25 protein-coding genes and 1 pseudogene are annotated in these 21,269 nt (G+C 61.5%); 18 read left to right on the top strand and 8 right to left on the bottom strand.

All coding sequences use genetic code 11. The annotated features are described in order from the left end of the window. Positions 1-2: 2 nt before the first annotated feature. Entirely contained in the window at positions 3-458 is a 456-nt protein-coding gene (locus tag J3P93_RS11815; RefSeq protein ID WP_434597559.1) for a winged helix-turn-helix transcriptional regulator, read from the bottom strand. A 145-nt stretch (positions 459-603) separates the two neighbouring features. Between J3P93_RS11815 and J3P93_RS11810 the strand changes: the two genes are divergently transcribed. The 4 genes from J3P93_RS11810 (at position 604) to J3P93_RS11795 (ending at position 4,422) form a co-directional block, all read left to right on the top strand. Beyond that, positions 604-1,860: an MFS transporter gene (locus tag J3P93_RS11810; protein ID WP_434597557.1), complete on the top strand. Its 1,257-nt coding sequence runs from the start codon at positions 604-606 to the stop codon at positions 1,858-1,860. Between the two features lie 71 nt (positions 1,861-1,931). Then, positions 1,932-2,831 carry an EamA family transporter gene (locus J3P93_RS11805; protein ID WP_434597555.1) on the top strand — a complete coding sequence of 300 codons (900 nt, stop codon included), beginning with the start codon at positions 1,932-1,934 and terminating at the stop codon, positions 2,829-2,831. Between the two features lie 102 nt (positions 2,832-2,933). After that, a complete protein-coding gene (locus J3P93_RS11800) occupies positions 2,934-3,770 on the top strand; it encodes an AraC family transcriptional regulator (protein ID WP_434597553.1) in 837 nt (278 codons plus the stop codon). Positions 3,771-3,825: 55 nt separating this feature from the next. Beyond that, positions 3,826-4,422, top strand: a complete 597-nt coding sequence (locus tag J3P93_RS11795; RefSeq protein WP_434597551.1) for a LysE family translocator — start codon at positions 3,826-3,828, stop codon at positions 4,420-4,422. 136 nt (positions 4,423-4,558) lie between these two features. Here the strand turns inward: J3P93_RS11795 and J3P93_RS11790 are convergent, their stop codons facing one another. Next, positions 4,559-5,329, bottom strand: coding sequence for a helix-turn-helix domain-containing protein (locus J3P93_RS11790; RefSeq protein ID WP_434597549.1), 771 nt, complete (start codon positions 5,327-5,329; stop codon positions 4,559-4,561). A gap of 256 nt (positions 5,330-5,585) precedes the next feature. On the opposite strand from J3P93_RS11790, the gene J3P93_RS11785 reads away from it, so the two are divergent. From J3P93_RS11785 to J3P93_RS11775, 3 genes are all read left to right on the top strand, one after another. After that, positions 5,586-6,512: a 4-hydroxyproline epimerase gene (locus J3P93_RS11785; RefSeq protein ID WP_434597547.1), complete on the top strand. Its 927-nt coding sequence runs from the start codon at positions 5,586-5,588 to the stop codon at positions 6,510-6,512. Positions 6,513-6,567: 55 nt separating this feature from the next. Continuing rightward, complete coding sequence (locus J3P93_RS11780; RefSeq protein ID WP_434597545.1) at positions 6,568-7,515, top strand: dihydrodipicolinate synthase family protein; 948 nt, start codon at positions 6,568-6,570, stop codon at positions 7,513-7,515. A 71-nt stretch (positions 7,516-7,586) separates the two neighbouring features. Then, complete coding sequence (locus tag J3P93_RS11775; RefSeq protein ID WP_434597543.1) at positions 7,587-8,849, top strand: NAD(P)/FAD-dependent oxidoreductase; 1,263 nt, start codon at positions 7,587-7,589, stop codon at positions 8,847-8,849. Between the two features lie 9 nt (positions 8,850-8,858). Here the strand turns inward: J3P93_RS11775 and J3P93_RS11770 are convergent, their stop codons facing one another. Next, positions 8,859-9,071: a DUF2945 domain-containing protein gene (locus tag J3P93_RS11770; RefSeq protein WP_434597541.1), complete on the bottom strand. Its 213-nt coding sequence runs from the start codon at positions 9,069-9,071 to the stop codon at positions 8,859-8,861. A gap of 175 nt (positions 9,072-9,246) precedes the next feature. Here J3P93_RS11770 and J3P93_RS11765 point away from each other — a divergent pair, with 175 nt between their 5' ends. Then, a complete protein-coding gene (locus J3P93_RS11765; RefSeq protein ID WP_434597539.1) occupies positions 9,247-9,486 on the top strand; it encodes a hypothetical protein in 240 nt (79 codons plus the stop codon). A gap of 58 nt (positions 9,487-9,544) precedes the next feature. On the opposite strand, the gene J3P93_RS11760 is transcribed toward J3P93_RS11765, so the two are convergent. After that, a complete protein-coding gene (locus J3P93_RS11760) occupies positions 9,545-10,471 on the bottom strand; it encodes a Gfo/Idh/MocA family protein (RefSeq protein ID WP_434597537.1) in 927 nt (308 codons plus the stop codon). A gap of 223 nt (positions 10,472-10,694) precedes the next feature. On the opposite strand from J3P93_RS11760, the gene J3P93_RS11755 reads away from it, so the two are divergent. The 6 genes from J3P93_RS11755 (at position 10,695) to J3P93_RS11730 (ending at position 15,390) form a co-directional block, all read left to right on the top strand. Then, positions 10,695-11,744: an NAD(P)-dependent alcohol dehydrogenase gene (locus J3P93_RS11755; RefSeq protein WP_434597535.1), complete on the top strand. Its 1,050-nt coding sequence runs from the start codon at positions 10,695-10,697 to the stop codon at positions 11,742-11,744. 143 nt (positions 11,745-11,887) lie between these two features. Further along, positions 11,888-12,583, top strand: coding sequence for a tRNA (adenine(22)-N(1))-methyltransferase (locus tag J3P93_RS11750; RefSeq protein ID WP_434597533.1), 696 nt, complete (start codon positions 11,888-11,890; stop codon positions 12,581-12,583). A gap of 160 nt (positions 12,584-12,743) precedes the next feature. After that, positions 12,744-12,959 (top strand): tautomerase family protein, encoded by a 216-nt coding sequence (locus J3P93_RS11745; protein WP_090284001.1) that lies wholly within the window; start codon positions 12,744-12,746, stop codon positions 12,957-12,959. Then, positions 12,956-13,612 (top strand): DsbA family oxidoreductase, encoded by a 657-nt coding sequence (locus tag J3P93_RS11740; protein ID WP_434597530.1) that lies wholly within the window; start codon positions 12,956-12,958, stop codon positions 13,610-13,612. Before J3P93_RS11745 ends, J3P93_RS11740 begins: the two co-directional genes overlap by 4 nt. 50 nt (positions 13,613-13,662) lie before the next feature. After that, positions 13,663-14,373 (top strand): SDR family NAD(P)-dependent oxidoreductase, encoded by a 711-nt coding sequence (locus J3P93_RS11735; RefSeq protein WP_434597528.1) that lies wholly within the window; start codon positions 13,663-13,665, stop codon positions 14,371-14,373. Between the two features lie 93 nt (positions 14,374-14,466). Further along, complete coding sequence (locus tag J3P93_RS11730) at positions 14,467-15,390, top strand: LysR family transcriptional regulator (protein ID WP_434597526.1); 924 nt, start codon at positions 14,467-14,469, stop codon at positions 15,388-15,390. Between the two features lie 31 nt (positions 15,391-15,421). Here J3P93_RS11730 and J3P93_RS11725 read toward each other — a convergent pair. Next, positions 15,422-16,116: pseudogene (locus tag J3P93_RS11725) on the bottom strand (B3/B4 domain-containing protein). 45 nt (positions 16,117-16,161) lie between these two features. On the opposite strand from J3P93_RS11725, the gene J3P93_RS11720 reads away from it, so the two are divergent. Next, entirely contained in the window at positions 16,162-16,776 is a 615-nt protein-coding gene (locus J3P93_RS11720; protein WP_434597524.1) for a helix-turn-helix domain-containing protein, read from the top strand. A 244-nt stretch (positions 16,777-17,020) separates the two neighbouring features. Here the strand turns inward: J3P93_RS11720 and J3P93_RS11715 are convergent, their stop codons facing one another. After that, on the bottom strand, positions 17,021-17,221 hold the full coding sequence (locus tag J3P93_RS11715) for a hypothetical protein (protein WP_434597522.1): 201 nt from the start codon (positions 17,219-17,221) through the stop codon (positions 17,021-17,023). A gap of 175 nt (positions 17,222-17,396) precedes the next feature. On the opposite strand from J3P93_RS11715, the gene J3P93_RS11710 reads away from it, so the two are divergent. The 3 genes from J3P93_RS11710 (at position 17,397) to J3P93_RS11700 (ending at position 19,604) form a co-directional block, all read left to right on the top strand. Further along, positions 17,397-18,698, top strand: a complete 1,302-nt coding sequence (locus J3P93_RS11710; protein ID WP_434597520.1) for an erythromycin esterase family protein — start codon at positions 17,397-17,399, stop codon at positions 18,696-18,698. Positions 18,699-18,903: 205 nt separating this feature from the next. After that, entirely contained in the window at positions 18,904-19,230 is a 327-nt protein-coding gene (locus tag J3P93_RS11705; RefSeq protein ID WP_434598346.1) for a type II toxin-antitoxin system Phd/YefM family antitoxin, read from the top strand. Then, positions 19,227-19,604, top strand: coding sequence for a type II toxin-antitoxin system VapC family toxin (locus tag J3P93_RS11700; protein WP_394506996.1), 378 nt, complete (start codon positions 19,227-19,229; stop codon positions 19,602-19,604). Before J3P93_RS11705 ends, J3P93_RS11700 begins: the two co-directional genes overlap by 4 nt. Before the next feature lie 204 nt (positions 19,605-19,808). Here the strand turns inward: J3P93_RS11700 and ycaC are convergent, their stop codons facing one another. Both ycaC and J3P93_RS11690 read right to left on the bottom strand, forming a co-directional pair. After that, complete coding sequence (gene ycaC / locus J3P93_RS11695; RefSeq protein WP_434597518.1) at positions 19,809-20,441, bottom strand: isochorismate family cysteine hydrolase YcaC; 633 nt, start codon at positions 20,439-20,441, stop codon at positions 19,809-19,811. Positions 20,442-20,566: 125 nt separating this feature from the next. Beyond that, complete coding sequence (locus J3P93_RS11690; protein ID WP_434597515.1) at positions 20,567-21,157, bottom strand: TetR/AcrR family transcriptional regulator; 591 nt, start codon at positions 21,155-21,157, stop codon at positions 20,567-20,569. Positions 21,158-21,269: the final 112 nt, after the last annotated feature.

Genomic DNA, 21,269 nt, shown 5'->3' with positions numbered 1-21,269 from the left:
ACTCAGCCTTGACGCGTGACCACACGTCGATGGCAGTCGGCCGGCGTCAGCACCTTGCCGGACGAGGAGCGCACAGCGATGGTCTCGACCGGCTCCGCCGAATCGTTGTCGAGCAACACCGAGTGGCTTTCGCCTTGGGCGAACAAAAAGCGCTCGCCCCACTGGCGCAGGCTGACGACGATCGGAAACACCGCACGGCCCATGTCGGTCAGCACATATTCCTTGTAGGCGCTGCCGTCGGCGGCGGGCTGCATTTGCAGCACGCCCAGTTCGACGAGCATTTTCAGTTTCACCGTGAGGATGTTTTTCGCCAACCCCAGGCGCTTCTGGAATTCGCTGAAGCGGCGCACATCGTCGAAGGCGTCGCGGATGATCATCAGCACCCAGCGATCGCCAATGGCCTCAAGTGTTCGGGCCACCGGGCATTCGCTCTGCGCCAGTAAAGTCTGTCTGGCCATGAATCTCCCAGGGAAAGCAAGGTTGAAAAAGGTTCTGGCGTCAGACGAAAACGTTCTGCGCAATGTGGTTGCATTTAACAACCGAAATCGCTAAAAATCAACGCATCGGTTTTCATTTGAAACCACATGAACCAAGGATGGACTGATGCCGTACGAACCACATCCACCGCTGAAAATGGACGTTGAAGCCGAGAAAGCGAGCGGAGGCCAGACTCGGATTTTGCAGTCGCGTGTCACCGCGACCCTCAGCCGCTATCAAACCCTGCTCTTCGCAATCACCTGCGCCATGGTCGTGGCCAACGTCTACTTCGCCCAGCCATTGCTGGAGTCCATGGCTTTGAGCCTTGCCGTGTCGCCCGGCACGATCGGCATCGTTGTCACCGCGACTCAGGCCGGCTATGCCGTCGGGTTGTTGTTCATCGTGCCGCTGGGTGACTTGCTCGATCGCAAGAAACTCATTCTTACGCAGATGCTGATGTCGGCCGTGGCCTTGTGTGCGGTGGGACTTTCCGGCAACTGGGGCATGCTGCTCGGCGCCATGGTGCTGGTGGGCCTGATGGCTGTGGTGGTGCAGGTGGTCGTGGCCTACGCTGCCTCGCTGGCCAGCCCGGAACAGCGCGGCGCAGCCGTCGGCACGGTCACCAGCGGCGTGGTGCTGGGCATTCTGTTGGCGCGCTTCGTTTCGGGGGCTGTCGCCGATCTGGCCGGCTGGCGTGGCGTTTACTTTGTCTCGGCCGCGCTGATGATCGGCATGGCGCTAGTGTTATGGCGCACCCTGCCCGCCTCCGCAACGCCGCCGGCCAAAGGCAGTTACGGGCAGTTGCTGCGTTCGGTGTTTCAGCTGTACCTGACCGAGCGCACGCTGCGGGTCAGAGGCACCTTCGCCCTGCTGATCTTCGCCGCCTTCAGCGTGCTGTGGACGTCGATGGTATTGCCGTTGAGCGCGCCACCGCTGTCGCTGACGCACACACAGATCGGCCTGTTCGGCCTCGCCGGTGTCGCCGGTGCACTGGCAGCGGCGCGGGCCGGACGCCTGGCGGACCAGGGACGTGGCAATCGCACCACCGGCATCGCTCTGGCGTTGTTGACCCTGTCATGGCTGCCCACGGCATTTGTCGAGAGCTCATTGCTGGCCATGGTCGTCGGTGTGGTGCTGCTCGACTTTGCCGTACAAGCGGTGCATGTCACCAACCAAAGCCTGATTTTCGCAGCTCGCCCGGATGCGCAAAGCCGTCTGATTGGGGCCTATATGTGTTTCTACTCGGTCGGCAGTGGCCTCGGTGCGATAGCCGCCACTTACACGTATGCGCACTTTGGCTGGGTCGCCGTGTGCCTGCTGGGGGCGGCGATCAGCGCCGCGGCGTTGGTGTACTGGCTAGTGCTGATGGTCGTCCGCGATTGACGCTGGTAGAGCTTCTTTGCGAATCCGGCTGTCGCTGCGACAGCCTCCTTTTCTTCCAGGGCAAATGATCGATGAAACCACTGCACGTGGCACTGGCTGTACTGATAACCGCCATCTGGGGCGTGAACTTCTCGGTAATCAAACTCGGACTCGCCACTGTCGACCCGTTCATCCTGGCGGGCATCCGCTTCAGTCTGTGCGCGCTGCCGGCGATTGTCTTTATCCGCAAGCCTGACGTTGCCTGGCGCTACATCGTTGGTTACGGGCTGGTGTTCGGCATCGGTCTTTGGGGTGTGGTCAACCTCGGGATAAAGGCCGGACTGTCAGCAGGCATCGCTTCGCTGGTTCTGCAGTTCAGTGCGTTTTTCACCATCGTGCTCGGCAGCTGGGTGTTCAAGGAAGCGCTGAGCCGTTTCCAGCTCCTGGGCATGCTGATCGCCCTGGGCGGTTTGCTGTGCATCATCACCATCAGTGACGGTTCGGTGAGCCTGCCCGGTGTGCTGCTGGTACTGCTCGGCGCCGCTTCGTGGAGTGTCGCCAATATCATCAACAAGAAGGCCAGCACCCGCGATGTGTTTGCTTTTCCGGTGTGGTCCAGCGCCTTCGCACCGCTCCCGCTGTTTGCCCTCGATTACGCGGTCAAAGGCAACGCCGGTTATGCCGCGTTCGTCCATCAGGTCGACGGCACCGCAGTGTTGTCGATCCTGTTTCAGGTCTACCCCAACACGCTGTTCGCCTACTGGATCTGGAACTCGCTGCTGAAAACCTATCCGGTGTCCACGGTCGCGCCGCTGTCGCTGCTGGTGCCGATTTTCGGCATGCTGGGGTCGGTGCTGCTCTTCAACGAAAGCGTAACGCTCAGCAAGGTGCTGGCTGTTGCGCTGATCGTGCTCGGGCTGGCGGTGGGTCTGTACGGCCAGCGCATGTTCGCTGCCCTGCGCGCGCGGTTCCCGGAATCGGCAGCACCCTGAATGGCTGCGCTGCCCTTTTGTGCACAAATCTTCTAAACGCCCTCGCCCATTGCGCGGTATTTTATCCAGCCGCATGTTGCCCAATCGAACCCTGGAGGCCTCGTGGAAAAACGCAACTGGATCGAGCTGTCCCAGGACGTCGACACCGGCATCGAGTCGATTCGCGCGCACTTTGAAGGGCATGCCTACGACCCGCACTGGCACGACAGTTTTCTGGTCGGCGTCACTGAGCAAGGCGTGCAGCAATTCAATTGCCGGCGCAGGCGCCATCGCAGTACGCCGGGCCAGGTGTTTCTGCTGGAACCGGGGGAAATTCATGACGGCCATGCGCCGACCGAGGACGGTTTCACCTATTCGATGCTGTACCTCGACCCGCACTGGCTCGAGCGCGAAGTGCATGCGCTTTACGAAGACGCACCGTCGAACAGTCAGCCGGGATTTGCCGACACGCTGAGCGAGGATCCGCGCCTTGCCACTGCGATTGTTCAGGCCTTTCATGCGCTGCACGACGGCGATTTGCGCATCGTTCGCCAGACCGCCATCGACGGGCTGCTCGGCTCGTTGACTCGCCACCTCGACTGGCGCAAGCGTCAGCCGATTGATCCGCGCCTGCCACTGGTGGCGCAGATCGCGCGTGATTATCTGCACGCGCATGCTTTTGAAGACATCGGCCTGGATGATCTGGCGAAGCTCTGCGGGGTCGACCGGTTTCGCCTGAGCCGCGCGTTCAAGGCTGCTTTTGGCTTGGCCCCGCATGCCTATCTGATCCAGTTGCGCCTGGCCAAGGCGCGGCAGTTGCTGGCGCGTGGCGAGACGCCCGCCGAGGTTGCCTGTGTGCTGGGCTTTGCCGATCAAAGTCACCTGGGGCGCTGGTTCCGCCGCGCCTACCAGTTGACCCCGGCGGACTACCGCAAGCGCTGCTCAAACCTTCCAGACTGAGGCGCGCCGACTGGCGATCATGCAGGCCTGTTTCAACTTTCAGGACCTGCGCATCATGGCCTCATTACTGCCCTTTCTGCTGTTCGCTTTCGTGGCTTCGATCACGCCCGGCCCGACCAATATTCTGGTGTTGAGCCACAGTTCCCGACAGGGACTGCTCGCCACGCTACCGATCATCTTTGGCGCCTGCACTGCGGCGGCGCTGATTGTGCTGGTGGTGGGCCTGGGTGCCGGCGAAACGCTGTTGCGTTATCCGCTGGTGCAACACGCCATGGCTTGGGGCGGCGTGCTCTGGCTGAGCTGGCTGGCCTGGCAGATTTTCCGCAGCCCGCCGCCGTCGCTGGACCCGGCTCAGCAACAGGATTCAGGCCTGAGCGTCTTCGGCGCGGCGCTGCTTCAACTGGTCAATCCGAAGGTGTGGATGATGGCGGTGGCGGTGGTCAGTGTGTTCGTCGGTGGGGGTGACAAGACCTTGCGTCTGCTCGTGTTGTCGCTGGCCTTTCTGTTGGTGTCGCTGCCGTGCATGACCTTCTGGGCGCTGCTCGGGGTGGGCAGCGCGCGGTTGTTTGGCTCCGCACGGGGGTATAAGCGCATGAACGCTGCGTTGGCACTTTTGCTGTTGATTTCGGCGTGGCTGGCGGTGTTGCTGTGAGTTCTAATTACCCGTGATGATCGTTCCCACGCTCTGCCTGGGAATGACTCCGGGGACGCTCCGCGTCCAGTGACGCAGAGCGTCACGGGCTGCATTCCCACGCGGGAGCGTGGGAACGATCATCCTTAGCAGGTGATCAGTGCGCCGTCGCCTGCCGATACTCTCGCGGGGTGAACCCGGTCGAGGCCTTGAACTGGCGAGTGAAGGCGCTGTGGTCGGTGTAACCGCATTGCAGCGCCACGTCGGTGATTGGCAAATCGGTGTGCAGCAAGCGGTGCGCGTGTTCCAGGCGGACTTTCTGAATCATCTGCCGCGGCGTCAGATGGAATACGCGTTTGCAGTACCGCTCCAGTTGCGCCACCGAAATGCCGGCGATGCGCGTCAGTTCGCCCAGCGTCACGCGACGATTGAAGTTGGTGCGGATGTGTTCGTCGACCGCCGCCAGCCGCTCGAATGCCGGGTGAGTTTCGCTGGCTGATTGCAGGTCCACGGAAATCCCGACCAGGCCGATGATTTCTCCGTCACGGTTGTACAGCGGCTGTTTGTGCGTCAGGCACCAGCCCGGTTCGCGGCTGCCATACAGATGCAGTTCGAGCTGATCCTGCAGCACCAACCCTTCTTCCAGCACTTTGCGATCCTGCTCGGTGTAGCCCGGCCCCAGTTGCGCCGGGAACACCTGCGCGCTGGTCTTGCCGAGCAACGGGCGCAAATCCTTCAAGCCGCAGCGCTGCACCAGCGTGCGATTGGCGAGGACATATCGCGCTTGCAGATCCTTGATGAAAATCGCCGCGTTGGGAATCACGTCGAGCATCGGTAACAGCAGCGCGGCGCTGGCCATCAGGTTTTCGAGGGTCTGCGGAAGCTGGCCGTTACCGCTCTGGGCCAGGATCGAAAGCGCGCTGTGCATCAAAGAGTGTCCTCGGTTCGTGGATCGGCCAGGTGCCCGATCTGCGGCGGTCGCGTGCAGATTGCAACATCGCCAGAAGCCTGTCGAGCGTGGCGTTACAGCCGCGCCATTGTGCTGAATTCGTCATCGCTGCCGCGCTAAAACATCAATCGCTGCTGGGTCGATGAGTGCAGAGTCAGGCCGGAAAGTGAAGTCGCTGCCTCCAGCGCCAGCCTGAGTCCTCGGCGCCTACTGAAATCATCTACGGGACATGCCCATGAAACGATTGCACGTGATCGACTCGCACACCGGCGGCGAACCCACCCGGCTGGTGATGGACGGTTTCCCCACCCTGCCCGGCGCGACCATCGCCGAGCAACGCGATGCCCTGCGCAGCCAGCATGATCAGTGGCGCCGCGCCTGCCTGCTGGAACCGCGCGGCAACGACGTACTGGTCGGCGCGCTGTATTGCCCGCCGCTCTCGGCGGATGCCACCTGCGGGGTGATCTTCTTTAACAACGCCGGTTATCTGGGCATGTGCGGCCACGGCACCATCGGCCTGATCAACTCGTTGCACTACCTGGGCAAAATCCAGCCCGGCGAACACAGGATCGACACGCCGGTAGGCCCGGTCAGCGCCACCCTGCACGAGGATGGCAGCGTCACCCTCGGCAACGTGCCCGCCTATCGCTACCGCAAGCAGGTGGCGGTGGACGTGCCGGGTTTTGGCCAGGTATTGGGCGACATCGCTTACGGCGGCAACTGGTTTTTCCTGGTCTCCGAGCACGGCCAGACCTTGACGATGGACAACGTCGAGCCCCTCACCACCTACACCTGGGCCATGCTCAAGGCGCTTGAAGATCAGGGCATTTACGGCGAGGACGGCGCAGTCATCGATCACATCGAGCTGTTCGCCGATGACGATGAGGCCGACAGCCGCAACTTCGTCATGTGCCCCGGCAAAGCCTACGACCGCTCACCGTGCGGCACCGGCACCAGCGCCAAACTCGCCTGCCTGGCTGCCGACGACAAGTTGCAGCCCGGTGCACCGTGGGTGCAGGCGAGCATCACCGGCAGCCAGTTCGAAGGCCGCTTCGAATGGGCAGGCGAGCGTATTCGCCCGTTCATCACCGGCCGCGCCTACATGACCGCCGACAGCACCCTGCTGATCGACGAACAGGATCCGTTCGCGTGGGGCATCTGAGCCGCCACGCTGGTTTTTCACCTCACTTTTAATGCTGTGCCAAGGAGTCATGACAATGAGCGACAACATCTTCACCGGTTGCATGCCAGCCCTGATGACCCCGTGCACCGCCCAGCGCACCCCGGACTTCGACGCGCTGGTGGCCAAGGGTCGCGAGCTGGTCGATATCGGCATGAGCGCGGTGGTTTATTGCGGTTCGATGGGCGACTGGCCGTTGCTCACCGAAGCCGAGCGTCAGGAAGGCGTGGCGCAGCTGGTCGCGGCGGGCGTGCCGACGATTGTCGGCACCGGCGCGGTGAATTCCCGCGAGGCGATATCCCATGCCGCGCACGCTGCCAAAGTCGGCGCACAAGGCCTGATGGTGATTCCGCGCGTGCTGTCGCGTGGCGCTTCTGCGGCGGCGCAAAAGGCGCATTTCTCGGCGATTCTGCAAGCCGCGCCAAACCTTCCGGCGGTGATTTACAACAGCCCCTACTACGGCTTCGCCACCCGCGCCGAGCTGTTCTTCGAACTGCGGCGCGAGCACCCGAACCTGATCGGCTTCAAAGAATTCGGCGGCGGTGCCGATCTGCGTTACGCCGCCGAGAACATCACCTCCAGGGACGATGACGTGATCCTGATGGTCGGCGTCGACACCCAGGTGGTGCATGGTTTCGTCAACTGCAACGCCACCGGCGCGATCACCGGCATCGGCAACGCCCTGCCGCGCGAAGTGCTGCAACTGGTGGCGCTGAGCAAGCAAGCGGCCAACGGCGACGCCAAGGCGCGGCGCCAGGCGCGGGAGCTGGAGTCGGCACTGGCGGTGTTGTCATCGTTCGATGAGGGCTGCGATCTGGTGCTGTATTACAAGCATCTGATGGTGCTCAACGGCGACAAGGAATACACCCTGCACTTCAACGAAACCGACGCCTTGAGCGACTCGCAACGGCGTTACGCCGAGCAGCAATATGCGCTGTTCCGTCACTGGTACGAAAACTGGTCGGCGGAGCAGGACTTCGCCTGACCTGCGCCATTGCACCTGCCGCGCAGCCCTGGGGCTGGCGGCAGTCCCTCCTCTTTTTTCAGGAACCCACCATGGCAAATAACCCCGCGCACGACATCGCCGTGGTCGGTGCCGGCATCATCGGTGTTGCCTGCGCGCTGCGTCTGGCCCGCCAAGGGTTGCGCGTGGTCGTGATCGATCAGCAGCCGCCCGGCCACGGCGCTTCGTTCGGCAATGCCGGGCATCTGGCGACCGAGCAGGTGTTCCCGATCGCCGACGTGTCGATTCTCAAACGCCTGCCGGGCATGCTGCTCGATCCGATGGGACCGTTGCGCCTGGACTGGCGCTACCTGCCGCGCGCGCTGCCGTGGTTCACCCGATTGTTGCTGAATCTGCGTGCGCAGCCGTTTCACAATACGGTCGCCGGTTTGCGTGCGCTGAATGAAAGCAGCCTGGCGGCGTGGCAACGTTTGCTCGGCGATATCCAGCGCAGCGACTTGCTAAAGGTCGACGGTTCATTACTGGTGTACGAACGCGGCGAATCACCTCAGGCAATCGAGGCGTTGCAGCAAAGGTTGCACCAGCAACAAGTGCCGGTAGATGTCTGGCAGGCCGGCGCCATTCGCGACACCGCGCCACAACTCAGCGAACGGATTCAGGGTGGCTTGTTCTTCCCGCGCACCGGGCATTTCATCGATCCCTACCGGGTAGTGACCGCGTTGGTCGATGCGGCCAAGGCTGGCGGCGTGAGCTTTTTACAGCAGCGGGTGGCGGGTGGTCAGGTGCAGGACGACGGCGTTTGCCTGCACACCGACAACGGGCCAATCAGCGCCCGCCGCGTGCTGATCGCCTGCGGCGCTCATTCGGCGCCACTCACCGCCGCCCTCACCGGCATAAAAGTCCCGCTGGACACCGAGCGCGGTTATCACCTGATGCTGCCGCATGAAACCGGGCGACTGCCCTTCCCTGTCACCTCGCTGGAACGCAAGTTCATCATGACGCCCATGGCTGACGGCTTGCGCCTGGCCGGCACGGTGGAATTCGCCGGTTTGCACAAGCCAGCCAATATGCAACGCGCCTGGCAATTGCACCGTTTGAGTCAGGGCCTGTTTCGCGAAGATCTGAACGCCGAAGCGGCAACACCGTGGATGGGATTTCGCCCGTCGCTGCCGGATTCGCTGCCAGTGATCGATCAGGTCTGCGAGGGCAAGGTGTTGCTCGCGTTCGGTCACCAGCACCTGGGCCTGACCCAGGCGGCGGTCACCGCCGAGATGCTGGTGCAGATGGCCTGCCCGACTTCGAATCCGGCGCCTGATTTGCCGAAGGGTGATCGTTACCGATTGGCGCGTTTCTGATGGAACGCGTCAGTTGACGTGCTTGAGCGCCTCGCCGTGGTGCATGGCCAGGTGACCGGTCTTGTCGCTCTTGACCTCGTACTGCGGCGAGTCTTTTGAGGCTGGTCGATGGCGGCCCATGAACTCGGTATCGCGGGTATGCACCTTGACCACCGTGCCGTGAATCTCCCCGGCCTCGGAGTACCAGCGCACCGCATCGCCGACCTTGAATGAAGCGCTCATGTCGATTTCCTCGTGTCGGATTGTTGTGCTGTTGATCTTCTAGCGCCCGAGAAAATTCAACAAAGCGTGCTTCAACGACTCAGCCGACCATCGGCAGACGAAAAATCGAACGGCACAATTTCCCTGCGCCTCCAACCTGTACGCCGATAAAACAGCGCACGACGAGAGGTGTGAAATGAACAACGACCCAAACCTGCAAGGCGGTAGTGGTGAGCATGATCCGCTGCCGACAACCCCCGACCCGTTGAGCCCGGGCCGCACCGAAGTCGATCCAATGAAAGATCGCGGTATCGATGAATTGCCCGATAACGAAGGCGAGATTCCGCTGGACAATGACAGCGCCGGTCTCGACCCGGAACGGGTGCGCAGGGAAACCGACAATGCGGAGATGGATGATCAACCGAACCCGCGTTGAATCGACGTGGCAGCGCTGCGGTTATGCAGCGCTGCCACGAAGCGAACGGATCGATGACTTAATCGTAAAACGCCTCAACCGCCACCCGGCTACCGACAAAGAAACTGTCCGCCACCAGGCGCAACGGCTGCACATCAAGGTCACTGGCCTTGTCGACGATCAACTGCTGGAAGTGTCGATACACCGCGGCGTATTCGCCCTCTTCCGAGACCGTCTGGCGCACCCCATCGATGCTCAGCAGCGCGCCGCCGTTATCGAGGCGCAGCACGCCCTCGGCGCAGCGCACTTCGATGCTCCACAGTTCGTCATGACCGTGGTCGAAGTCGAATTCGGCGCGGACATCGAGGTGGTTCGCGTCGGACATTTTGATCGAGGCGGCAATCGGCGATTGGCAGTTGTTCGGCACGCGCAACTCGGCGGCTTCGACAAACAGTGGCAGCGCCAGCAGGTGGGTGACGATCGACAAGGCGTTGATGCCCGGATCGAACACGCCGAGGCCGCCGGGTTGCCAGATCCACGTCTGGCCGGGGTGCCATTTGCGCACGTCTTCTTTCCAGTCGATTTGCACGCTTTGCAGGGTGCGCGAGGCGAGCCAGTCACGGGCGGCTTCGATGCCGGGGGCGTAGCGCGAGTGCCAGGCAAACAAGGCACTGACGCCTTGCGCCTGCGCCTGATCGACCAAGGCCAGCGCCTCGCCCAGGGTGGCGCAGGGCGGCTTTTCGACCAGCACGTGCTTGCCGGCGGCCAAGGCTTCCTGGACCAGTGCGAAGCGACCTTGCGGTGGTGTGCAGAAAGCGATCGCATCGACCGCCGGGCCGTTGGCCAGCAACTCGGTCAATGACTGGAAGTTTTCGACGCCGACGCAGGGTTTGCCTTGGGTGGCGACCGAGACCAGCTGGAATCCGGGATTGGCGGTGATCGCCGGTACGTGTTGATCCTGGGCAATCTTGCCGTAGCCCACCAGACCGAGACGGATTGGTTGCATCAATGACTCCGCTTTTGTTTTGTTTTAGTCAGCTGACGCGTTTCAGTCAGCGCGTCGGCAGATTACCTGCAAATCGATTGAGCGTCTGTCGGCGCAACGTCACAAACTCACAAGGCAACTGGCACCTCGCAGGATCAGGCAAGCATCGCACAGGATTGCACCATGACCGGACACGCCAGACCCGCAAGAATAACCTCACGATAAACCGATGGAGGATGTTCCCATGCTTGTACACGCTTACGGTGCCCACGCCGGCGACAAACCCCTTGAGCCGCTGCAGATCAAGCGCCGCGCGCCAGCCGCCCACGACGTACAGATCGACATCGCCTTCTGCGGCATCTGCCACTCCGACCTGCATCAGGTCCGCGCCGAATGGGCCGGCACGCAATTCCCTTGCGTACCGGGTCATGAAATTGTCGGCCGGGTTGCGGCGGTGGGGGCGCATGTTGCGGACTTCAAGGTCGGTGATCTGGTCGGCGTCGGCTGCATCGTCGACAGCTGCAAACACTGCGACGACTGTGAAAGCGGGCTGGAGAACTACTGTGACGGCATGATCGGCACCTACAACTTCCCGACCCCGGATGAGCCGGGCTGGACGCTGGGTGGTTACTCGCAAAACATCGTCGTGGACGAGCGTTATGTCCTGCGCATCCGCCATCCCGAGGCGCAACTGGCGGCTGTCGCGCCACTGCTGTGCGCGGGCATCACCACCTACTCGCCGCTGCGCCACTGGAACGCCGGCCCGGGCAAGAAAGTCGGTGTCGTCGGCATCGGCGGGCTGGGGCACATGGGTATCAAACTGGCGCACGCGATGGGCGCGCATGTCGTCGCTTTCACCACCTCCGACTCCAAGCGTGACGCGGCCAAAGCTCTGGGCGCCGATGAAGTGGTGGTGTCGCGCAACGCCGAGGAAATGGCTGCGCATGCCAAGAGTTTCGATTTGATCCTCAACACTGTCGCCGCGCCGCATGACCTCGACGCGTTTCTGGTCCTGCTCAAGCGTGACGGCGCCCTGACACTGGTTGGCGCGCCCGCCTCGCCGCACCCGTCGCCCAACGTGTTCAATATGATCACCAAGCGCCGCACCATCGCCGGTTCGATGATCGGCGGGATTGCCGAAACCCAGGAGATGCTCGATTTCTGTGCCGAGCGCGGCATCGTTTCGGACATTGAGCTGATCGGCGCCGAGCAGATCAACGACGCCTATGAACGCATGCTCAAGGGTGACGTGAAATATCGCTTCGTGATCGACAACGCAACGCTGGTCGGCTAACCCCGCGCGCCCATCGTCAGCCTGGCGCTGGCGATGGGCGCAGGGATTTTGTCGGCGGAATTTGACAGCTCAAGCGCGGCTCGCCAGAGTCGCACCCCTTTGCCTGCCGTCGAGCCGCAGGCTGATGTTGAAAGGGGTTGCCGTTGAACGAACAGACATTGTCCCTGCGCCTTGAGCGCGTGGCTGCATACGTGCCGGTTGGTGCGCGGCTGGCCGATATCGGCTCGGATCACGGTTATCTGCCGGTCGCCTTGCTGCGCCGGGGCCTGATCAGCGCAGCGGTGGCGGGCGAAGTCGCGTTGACGCCGTTCCACGCGGCGCAACGTACGGTGCGTGAAAACGACCTGCAGGCGCAGATCAGCGTGCGTCGCGCCAACGGACTGGCGGCAATCAGTGCTGACGACGGCATCACCGCTGTCAGCGTCTGCGGCATGGGCGGCGAAACCATCCGCGACATTCTCGAATCCGGCAAGGCCCACCTCAGCGGCAACGAACGCTTGATCCTGCAACCCAACGGCGGCGAACAACCCTTGCGCCAATGGCTGATGGAGCACGGATATCGCATCCTCAGCGAAGAAGTGCTGCACGAAAACCGTTTCGACTACGAAATCATCGTGGCCGAGCGCGACGGCCCGGTCAGCTACACCGCTCAGCAACTGTACTTCGGCCCGGTGCAGATGCAGACGCGCAGCCCGGCGTTCATCCGCAAATGGCAGCACCGACTGCGCCTCAAGCAGAAAACCCTCGCCCGCCTCGCCCAGGCGCGGCAGACCGTGCCGCAGGAAAAGCTTGAAGCCGTCGCGCGACAAACGCGCTGGATCGAGGAATTGCTCGCCTGAAATCCTTCCCCCTCGAACCGTGATCACCACGCTTCGATTAGATACACCGCATCACAAATGAAGTACCGCAAGCCCCATTTATCAATTCAACCCCGCCCCCTAAAGTCCACTCCAACAGCAGCCCTTCACTCCGACGGGCCAGCGACTGGAGATAGCTCACATGCCTTTCATCAGCGTTCGTATCACCCGCGACGGCGTCACCCGCGAGCAGAAAGCCCAGGTCATCCAGGAAATCACCGAGACCATGACCCGCGTGCTGAACAAGGACCCGCACCTGACCCACATCGTCATCGAAGAAGTCGACACCGATAACTGGGGCTACGCCGGCATCAGCACCACCGAATACCGCAAGCAACTGGCGGATTCGCAGTCATGAGCCGCACGGTAAAAATCGATTTCGTTTCGGATGTCGTCTGCCCCTGGTGCGCTCTCGGCGCCACCGCGCTGGAACAGGCGATCAGCAATCTGGCCGGTGAAGTCGAGGTGCAACTGACTTACAAACCGTTCGAGCTGAACCCGGACATGCCCGCCGAGGGCGAACACGCCATTGCCCACATGATGCGCAAATACGGGCGCAGCGCCGAACAAGTGGCGGATCGCAACGCGATGATCATCGAACGCGGCACACAGATCGGCTTTCATTTCGACCTGGAAAAACGCAGCCACTTTCACAACACCTTCGCTGCCCATCGGCTGCTGTTCTGGGCCGCAACCCAAGGGCTGCAACGGCCACTGAAGCGCGCGCTGCTCAAGGCCTACTTCAGCGACGGCCTGAACCCGAATGACCACGCCACGCTGGTCACTCTGGCCGGCGCGGTCGGCCTCGACAGCCAGCGAGCGCAGGCCGTACTGGCGAACGGGGAATTCGCTGAAGAAGTGCGCGAACTTGAGCGGTTTTACCAGCAGCGCGGCATCGACTCGGTGCCGGCCATGGTCATCGATGACCAACAGCTCATCGCCGGTTCGCAGTCCGTTGCTTATTACGAGCAAGCGTTACGCCAGGCCGCGCAGGTACCGGCGCACGCCTGAGATTTTGCAAGTCGTTATCCAACTCATTCAGATTGCATAGAGGAAACATCATGAACACCGCCAACAAAGTTGTGGTTATCACCGGCGCTTCGCAAGGCATTGGCGCAGGTCTGGTCAAAAGCTTCCGCGAGCGCGGTTACAAAGTGGTCGCGACCTCGCGCTCGATCCAGCCATCGACAGACCCGGACATTCTCGCCGTCGCCGGTGACATCGCCGACCCGCAAACCGCCGAGCGCGTAATCCGCGCAGCCGTCGCCCGTTTCGGCCGGATCGACACGCTGGTCAACAACGCCGGGATCTTCGTCGCCAAACCGTTCACCGAATACAGCCACTCCGACTACGCCCAGGTCGTGGCGACCAACATGAGCGGCTTCTTTTACATCTCGCAACTGGCCGTTGCCGAAATGGAGAAGAACGCCAGCGGCCACATCGTCAGCGTCACCACCAGTCTGGTCGATCACGCGATTGACGGCGTGCCGTCGGTCCTCGCTTCGCTGACCAAGGGTGGCATCAACGCAGCGACCAGATCGCTGGCCATCGAGTACGCCAAGCGGGGCATTCGGGTCAACGCGGTGTCGCCTGGCATCATCAAAACGCCGATGCACGGCGAAGAAACCCATGCAACCCTGGGCAGCCTGCACCCGATGGGCCACATGGGCGAGATCGATGACATCGTCCAGGCGGTTCTGTACCTCGACACGGCGAACTTCGTCACCGGCGAAATCCTCCACGTCGACGGCGGCCAAAGCGCTGGCCACTGATCGCTCCCCGCTGCACCGCCGGTGTGTACCGGCGGTGCCGCTTCGTGAGATAACACCGAGGATCACATGTCAGGCAAACCTCGGTGTCCCCACATGAAGCGCCATTTTGATGACCTGCAGTTGGGCAGTATCGAACTGTTCTGCCTCGCCGCCGAGGCCGGCAGCTTCACCGCCGCCGCACAACTGGCCGGGGTCACTCCCGCCGCTGTCAGCCGGTCGATTCTGCGTCTGGAACAACGTTTGGGTTCACGCCTGTTTGCCCGCACCACACGGAGCATTCGCCTGACCGAAGCCGGGCGCAACTTCTTCCTCCAGTGCAGCCAGGCCCTGACCCAACTGGTCGAGGCACAGCAGGAGGTCATGGGCGCGCAGACCACGCCGTCGGGCTTGTTGCGCATCAGCCTGCCGACCACTTACGGCCACCATCGCATCCTGCCGCTGCTGCCGAAATTCCGTGCGCTGTATCCGCAGGTCAGCGTCGATATCCATTTGGGCAACCGCAACATCGACTTCGTCGGCGAAGGCTACGACCTCGCTATCCGCGTCCGCGCCCAACCTGATTCGAGCATGATCGCGCGCCTGCTCGAAGACGCGAAACTGGTGGTGGTCGCCTCTCCCAATTACCTGCGCAAGGCCGGCACACCGCACACCCTTGAAGACCTGGTGCAGCACGACTGCATTCAGTTCGAGCTGCCGAGCAGTGGCCGGCGCATCTCCTGGCTGTTTCAGGAAAACGGTGAGGACCGCGAACTCATGTCCGACGGCGGCTATTCCTGTTCCGACGACGTACTCGGCGGCGTGACCCTGGCCAGGCACGGCGCCGGGGTATTTCAAACCTACAAGTTCATCGTCGAAAAAGAGCTGGCCGACGGCAGCCTGATCGAGGTGTTGCAGCCCTACGCCGGACGCTCACGGCCTTACACCCTGCTCTACCCGCACGGCCGTTATGTGCCGCAGCGGGTGCGCGCGTTTGTGGATTTTCTGTTGCAGTATCGCCAAGAGTGGGCGAGCGACTAGGCCGGCGAATTGAATGGATTCAGCTTGCAGATCAGGCCGCTCCCGGTCCGATCAACATGCTTTCGATCTTGGCGCCCGGCATCATTTGCTGCAGGCCTTCGATGAGTTTGTCGCCGGCTTCGGTCAGTGCTTCCAGCGGCATCTCGGGCAGGCTTTCGAGGATGAACCACATCTGCTGCGCCTGGGCATCGAGGCGGGTTCTGACGCCCTGGCGCCAGTTCCAGCGGCGGCAGGTCACGCCTTGATCGTCGCGCCAGACCACCTCGCCGGCGTCGGGGAAGTCATGGGCCGGGACGCCCTCCTTCATGGTGTCGAACGGTTCGCTGCCGTCGGCCATTACCAGGCGCGGCGCGCCGACGTAGGCCTGGGCATTTTCGCCTCCGACCGGGATCGCGTAGGCCAGGCTGATGGCGTTGTACAGATCGACCACCGGGTCGATGCTCGGCAGGCTGCCATCGCGCAACACGCGTTTGCGCAAGGCTTCGGCCGAGCACGGCGTACGTTGCGGCTTGGCGCCGAAGCGGCGGAACACTTCGGCCCACGCCTGCAAGTGCGCCGCCGCCCACTCCGGACCGCCCGCGGTCACCGCCTGACAGGCGCTGGCAAGGGCTTCGCTGGCGATCTGCGGGCGGCTAATCAGCGCCGCTTGCACGACAAACTCAACGCTCTGAAGCCCGGCGCCAGTTGCGCAACAGCCGGATCGATTGACGGCACGACAGACAGCATTCCAGAATCCCCTCAAACCTGAATTTCAAACGATGCTAGCGACCAATGACCAAAAAAGTCAATATATCGACCGAGGCCGGCGCCGACGTCCAGAGCGTAAGCGAAGCGGTTGCGCGCACCCTCAAGCACGCCCGTAAAACACAGAACATGACCCTCGACGAACTGTCGCGGCGCGCCGGTGTGAGCAAGGGCATGGTGGTCGAAATCGAAAAATGCGCAGCCAACCCGAGCATCGCCCTTCTGTGCAAGATTGCCGCCGCGCTGGGGCTTTCCGTTGCGGACTTCGTCAACGTCGCCGACACACCCGCAGCACATTTGATCGGCAGTCAGGACATCCCCACGTTATGGCACGGCGAACTCGGTGGATCGGCGCGATTGCTGGCCGGCACCAGCGGCCCGAACATGCTCGAATTGTGGCGCTGGGAAATGTTTCCCGGTGAAAGCTACAGCTCCCTCGGTCACCCGCAAGGTACCACCGAACTTTTTCACGTCGAGAAAGGCACATTGCGGCTCAAGGTTGGCGCGGCGGAACTGATCATCGGCCCAGGTTGCTCGGCCGTGGCCAGAACCGATGTGCCGCATGAGTATGCCAATCATGGGAAATCCAAGCTGGTGTTCACCATGTCGGTGACGGAGATTCATCAGGCGGTTCGACTGTGAGTTATTTACCTGAACGCTGATCGTTCCCATGCTCCTGCGCGGGAATGCCTCTTGTGACGCTCTGCGTCACGCTTTGGACGCGGAGCGTCCGGGGCTGCATACCCACGCGGAGCGTGGGAACGATCATCACGCCTGAGTTCGCCTGGATATCCTGGATCGGCGTAACGTTAAAGGGCAACTCGGTCAGTCTCCTCTCCCTCTGGGAGAGGGTTAGGGTGAGGGCTCTACGCCTGCGCCTGCGCTGTCATTGCGGCTTGGGATGTTCCTGCGAAACCGAGTTCGTCGCGTCGACATCGGCCATGTCTTCATCAACCGGCGCTTCGTCATCCGCCGGCAACGGCACCTCGGGCTTCTCGCGCGTTGAATCGTGCCCCGCCTCATTGTCCGTCGGGCGCGTTGCGCCTTGCTGGGACTGATTACCCGGTGCATTTTCGTCTATGTGCATGTCTGCTCTCCGTTGTGATTCACAGTGGGTTAAAACTGAGAAAAGCCCCTGCCGGGCAAGTGCCCGACGCTGGACGAACGGTGCATTGCCCGGCCGGCAGCCGTCCGCTCAGTCCGATGGAACCGCGGTTTCCTGCGGGTTTTCCAACGCACAACCCACCACGGAGAATCCGCACATGGACACTCTGGTCTCGACCCTCAACGAATACGCCGAACCGCTGCCGGATGTTGGCAGTGACGCCTTTGCCGACCTCTTCGACCGCTACGCCGATGCCCAGGTCGTGCTGATCGGCGAAGCCAGCCACGGCACTCACGAATTCTACAAAGCACGCGCGGCGATCACCCGGCATCTGATTGCCCATCATGGTTTCACCATTGTCGCGGTCGAGGCTGACTGGCCGGACGCCGATCAGATTGATCGCTGCGTGCGCGGCCGAAGCAAAGGGGCGTGGCACGATGCGGCGTTTGCGCGCTTCCCGACCTGGATGTGGCGCAACACCGACGTGCAGGCGTTTACCCGCTGGTTGCAGCAATACAATCAAGCGCAGCCGGCAGAGCAGCGCGTGGAGTTTCGCGGACTCGACGTGTACAGCCTGCGCAGTTCGATTCGCGAGGTGCTGGGGTTTCTGCAAGACGCCGACCCGGCCATGGCCCGCGAAGCACAACAGCGCTACGCCTGCCTCAATCCCTGGCACGATGACCCGGCGCTCTACGGGCATTTCACTGAAGTCGGCGGCATGGCCACTTGCGAACGCGCCGTGCTCGAACAGCTTCAGGCCCTGTTGAATGAACGTCTGAGCCTGATGGAAAACGACGGCGAAGCGCTGTTCAACGCCACCCAGAATGCCCGCGTCGTGCGCGCTGCCGAGCAATATTATCGAGCGATGTATCGCGGCAGCCGCGAGTCGTGGAACCTGCGCGACCGGCACATGTTCGAGACCCTGCAAGCGTTGCGCATGCGCCAGGCGCACGAGGCGAAAGTGATCGTCTGGGCGCACAATTCGCACATCGGCGATGCCCGCGCCACGCAAATGGGCGACAGCGGCCAACTGACCCTCGGCCAGCTGTGCCGGCAAGCCTTTGGCGCAGACGCGGTGCTGATCGGCATGGGCACCGATCAGGGCAGCGTGGCTGCCGCCGACGACTGGGACGCGCCGATGCAGATCAAAAATGTGCTTCCCGCCCTGCCGCGCAGTTGGGAGCGCGCCTGTGTCGAAGCCGCTTACCCGCGAGCATTGTATGACTGGCGCGCGGCAGATCACGCCGAGTTACGCGAAGCCCTCACGCGGCGCCTGCTGGAACGCGCGATCGGGGTGATCTACCGGCCGCAGACCGAACGACAAAGCCATTACTTCGACGCCACCCTCAGCGAGCAATTCGATGCGTATTTATGGTTCGCGCAGACCACGGCGATTACACCGCTGTCGAGCCCGGGTTCATCGAGTCATGAAGAGGACACGTTTCCGTTTGGGGTGTGAACGGTATCGGTAGAACAATGTAAAAAGCGAGTGGCTTGCCAGAGAGTCGTTTGTACGACTTTTTACCAATTTTGTCCTATCCCTGGGCAAATGCCGAAAGCTCTCGCCGCAATCTCCGTTGCGTCCTACAGCCAGCCTGAATGGATAGTTCTATGGTGCAGCCTTGTTCAATCGAAAGAACAGCGAGGCGAAAGTGCATAGAGATATCTTTTCCAAATGGGCTGAAAGCGCCGAGGGATTGGCAGCGCTAGAATGTTCTGGCTATATTTGTCCAGAATACAGGAGTGAGCTGATGATCATCGTTCCGCTGGCTGAAGCAAAAAACAACCTATCCAAACTTGTCGATGATGCCGCCGCCGGACAAGTCATCACGATTGCCAAGCATGGCCGGGCGATGGCTCGCCTCGTTCCTGTAGGCAAGCCGAACGCACTGCGTATTGGTGCAATGAAGGGCAAACTGGTGCTGCCTGCAGATTTCGACTCACCATTGCCCGATGACATCCTGGATGCATTCGACGGCACTCAGGCATGAGGCTACTGCTTGATACCCATATTCTGCTCTGGACACTCAGTGATGACGCCAGATTGTCTGGTAAAGCCAGAAAGCTGATTGAAAACGCTGCCGATATCTACATCAGTGCCGCCACTTTTTGGGAAATGGCTATCAAGGTTGGCCTCGGTAAGTTAGATGTTGATCTGGATGACGTCCGCCAACATTGCCTTGATAGCGGGTTTATCGAATTGCCGGTGACCACGGAACACGCCATAGCTGTGAAGGATCTTGAACACCATCATCGGGATCCGTTTGATCGCATTATCGTCGCCACAGCCATGACTGAACCGATGAGGTTGCTTACGGCCGATCCGTTGGTCGCTCGATATTCTGATCTGGTGGTTCTGGTTTAACCCGATGCGTGGCTTTCCTACAATCGCGCTTCGTCATTCAAAATCCATATTGAATGTCGGGCCGCCATCGCTTGCAGGCAAGCTCCTACAATTTGTTCGTGGTTCTTCAATTGAAATGCGGTCCACTGTGGGAGCGGTGTGTTTAAGGTGGCAACGACAAAAGCCCGCTTTCAAAGCGGGCTTTTTGTTCTGTAGCGATACCGACTACTTCTGCTTTGCAGTCAACGCCGAGTAGCTGTTCATCAGGTTGCGGTAATTGGGAATACGCTGCGACAGCAGGTTGCCCAGGCCTTCGATGTCGTTGCGCCAGTCGCGGTGCAGCTCACAGGCCACCGAGAACCAGTTCATCATTTGTGCGCCAGCCTGGGTCATGCGGCTCCACGCGGCTTGCTGCACGGTGGTGTTGAAGGTCCCGGAAGCATCGGTGACCACGAACACATCAAAACCTTCCGCCAATGCCGACAGGGTCGGGAACGCTACGCAGACATCGGTGACCACGCCGGCAATGATGATCTGCTTGCGGCCGGTCGCCTTGATCGCTTTGACGAAGTCTTCGTTGTCCCAGGCATTGATCTGGCCTGGGCGAGCGATGTACGGCGCGTCCGGGAACATCTCTTTCAGTTCCGGGACCAGCGGGCCGTTCGGGCCTTGTTCGAAGCTGGTTGTGAGGATGGTCGGCAGGTTGAAGAATTTGGCCAGGTCGGCGAGGGCCAGCACGTTGTTCTTGAACTCGTTGGGCGAGAAGTCCTGCACCAGGGAAATCAGACCGGTCTGGTGATCGACCAGCAGCACGATAGCGTCGTCTTTGTTCAGGCGGTTGTAAGTTGGAGTGGTCATGGTGGGCGTCCCTTTTCAAGTTTGAAGTTTGTTGTTGCGTTCAAGTTGGGTACAGATTACTGACCCATCGAAAAGGGATAAATCGGCTGAAACGCGTTTCACTGTCCACTCAGAGTGGACAATGTTTATTCACCCTCATCCTCTAAAGCCAGCGGCAGTGACGCCAGCATCTGCGCGTGACACACCGCGAGAATTTCATCGGCCAGCGCCGAATCATCCGGGCAGGCCCGAGACAGCATCACCGCGCCCACCGCTTGCGCCAGCAACCCGATCATCTTCAAACGCGCCGCGTCCGGCGCCGCGGCGGCGTCAGTCGGGTACTTGGCGCCCAGCGTCTGCAAGGTGCGCTCGATGCCGTCGGCGAAGGTGGCTTTCAACTCGTCCGGCTGGCGGGCGGCGTCACCGCAGAGCGCCGCCATGGTGCAGCCGTCGCCACGTCCATCGCGATGCTCGCGCGACACGTAAAGGTCGATGAAGCCTTTGACGTCGAGGGTTTCGGCGACCGCCAGTGATCGCCCCAGGCTGTTGGCCGAGGCTTCGGCCATCAAATCGGCCTTCGAGCCGAAGTGCTTGTAGAAGCCGCCGTGGGTAAAACCGGCCGCCGCCATCAGATCAGCCACACCGACGCCATCAAACCCTCGCTCACGAAACAGCTCGGACGCCGTCTCGACGATGTGTTCACGGTTGGCCTGTGCCTGGGCTTTGCTGACTCGCATGAGCGGTACCTCTTTACGCTGAAAATTATCCGCTGATGATACATAGATGTTGGCCATAATCAAAACTATTGACAGCTTAGATTTAGATCATCATCCTAAATCCACTTGCTGC

The organism is Pseudomonas sp. R3-57, from assembly GCF_051132065.1.
Taxonomy (GTDB): Bacteria; Pseudomonadota; Gammaproteobacteria; order Pseudomonadales; family Pseudomonadaceae; genus Aquipseudomonas.
Note: the sequence above shows the minus strand (reverse complement) of the source record. Positions and strands in the feature narration are given on the sequence as shown.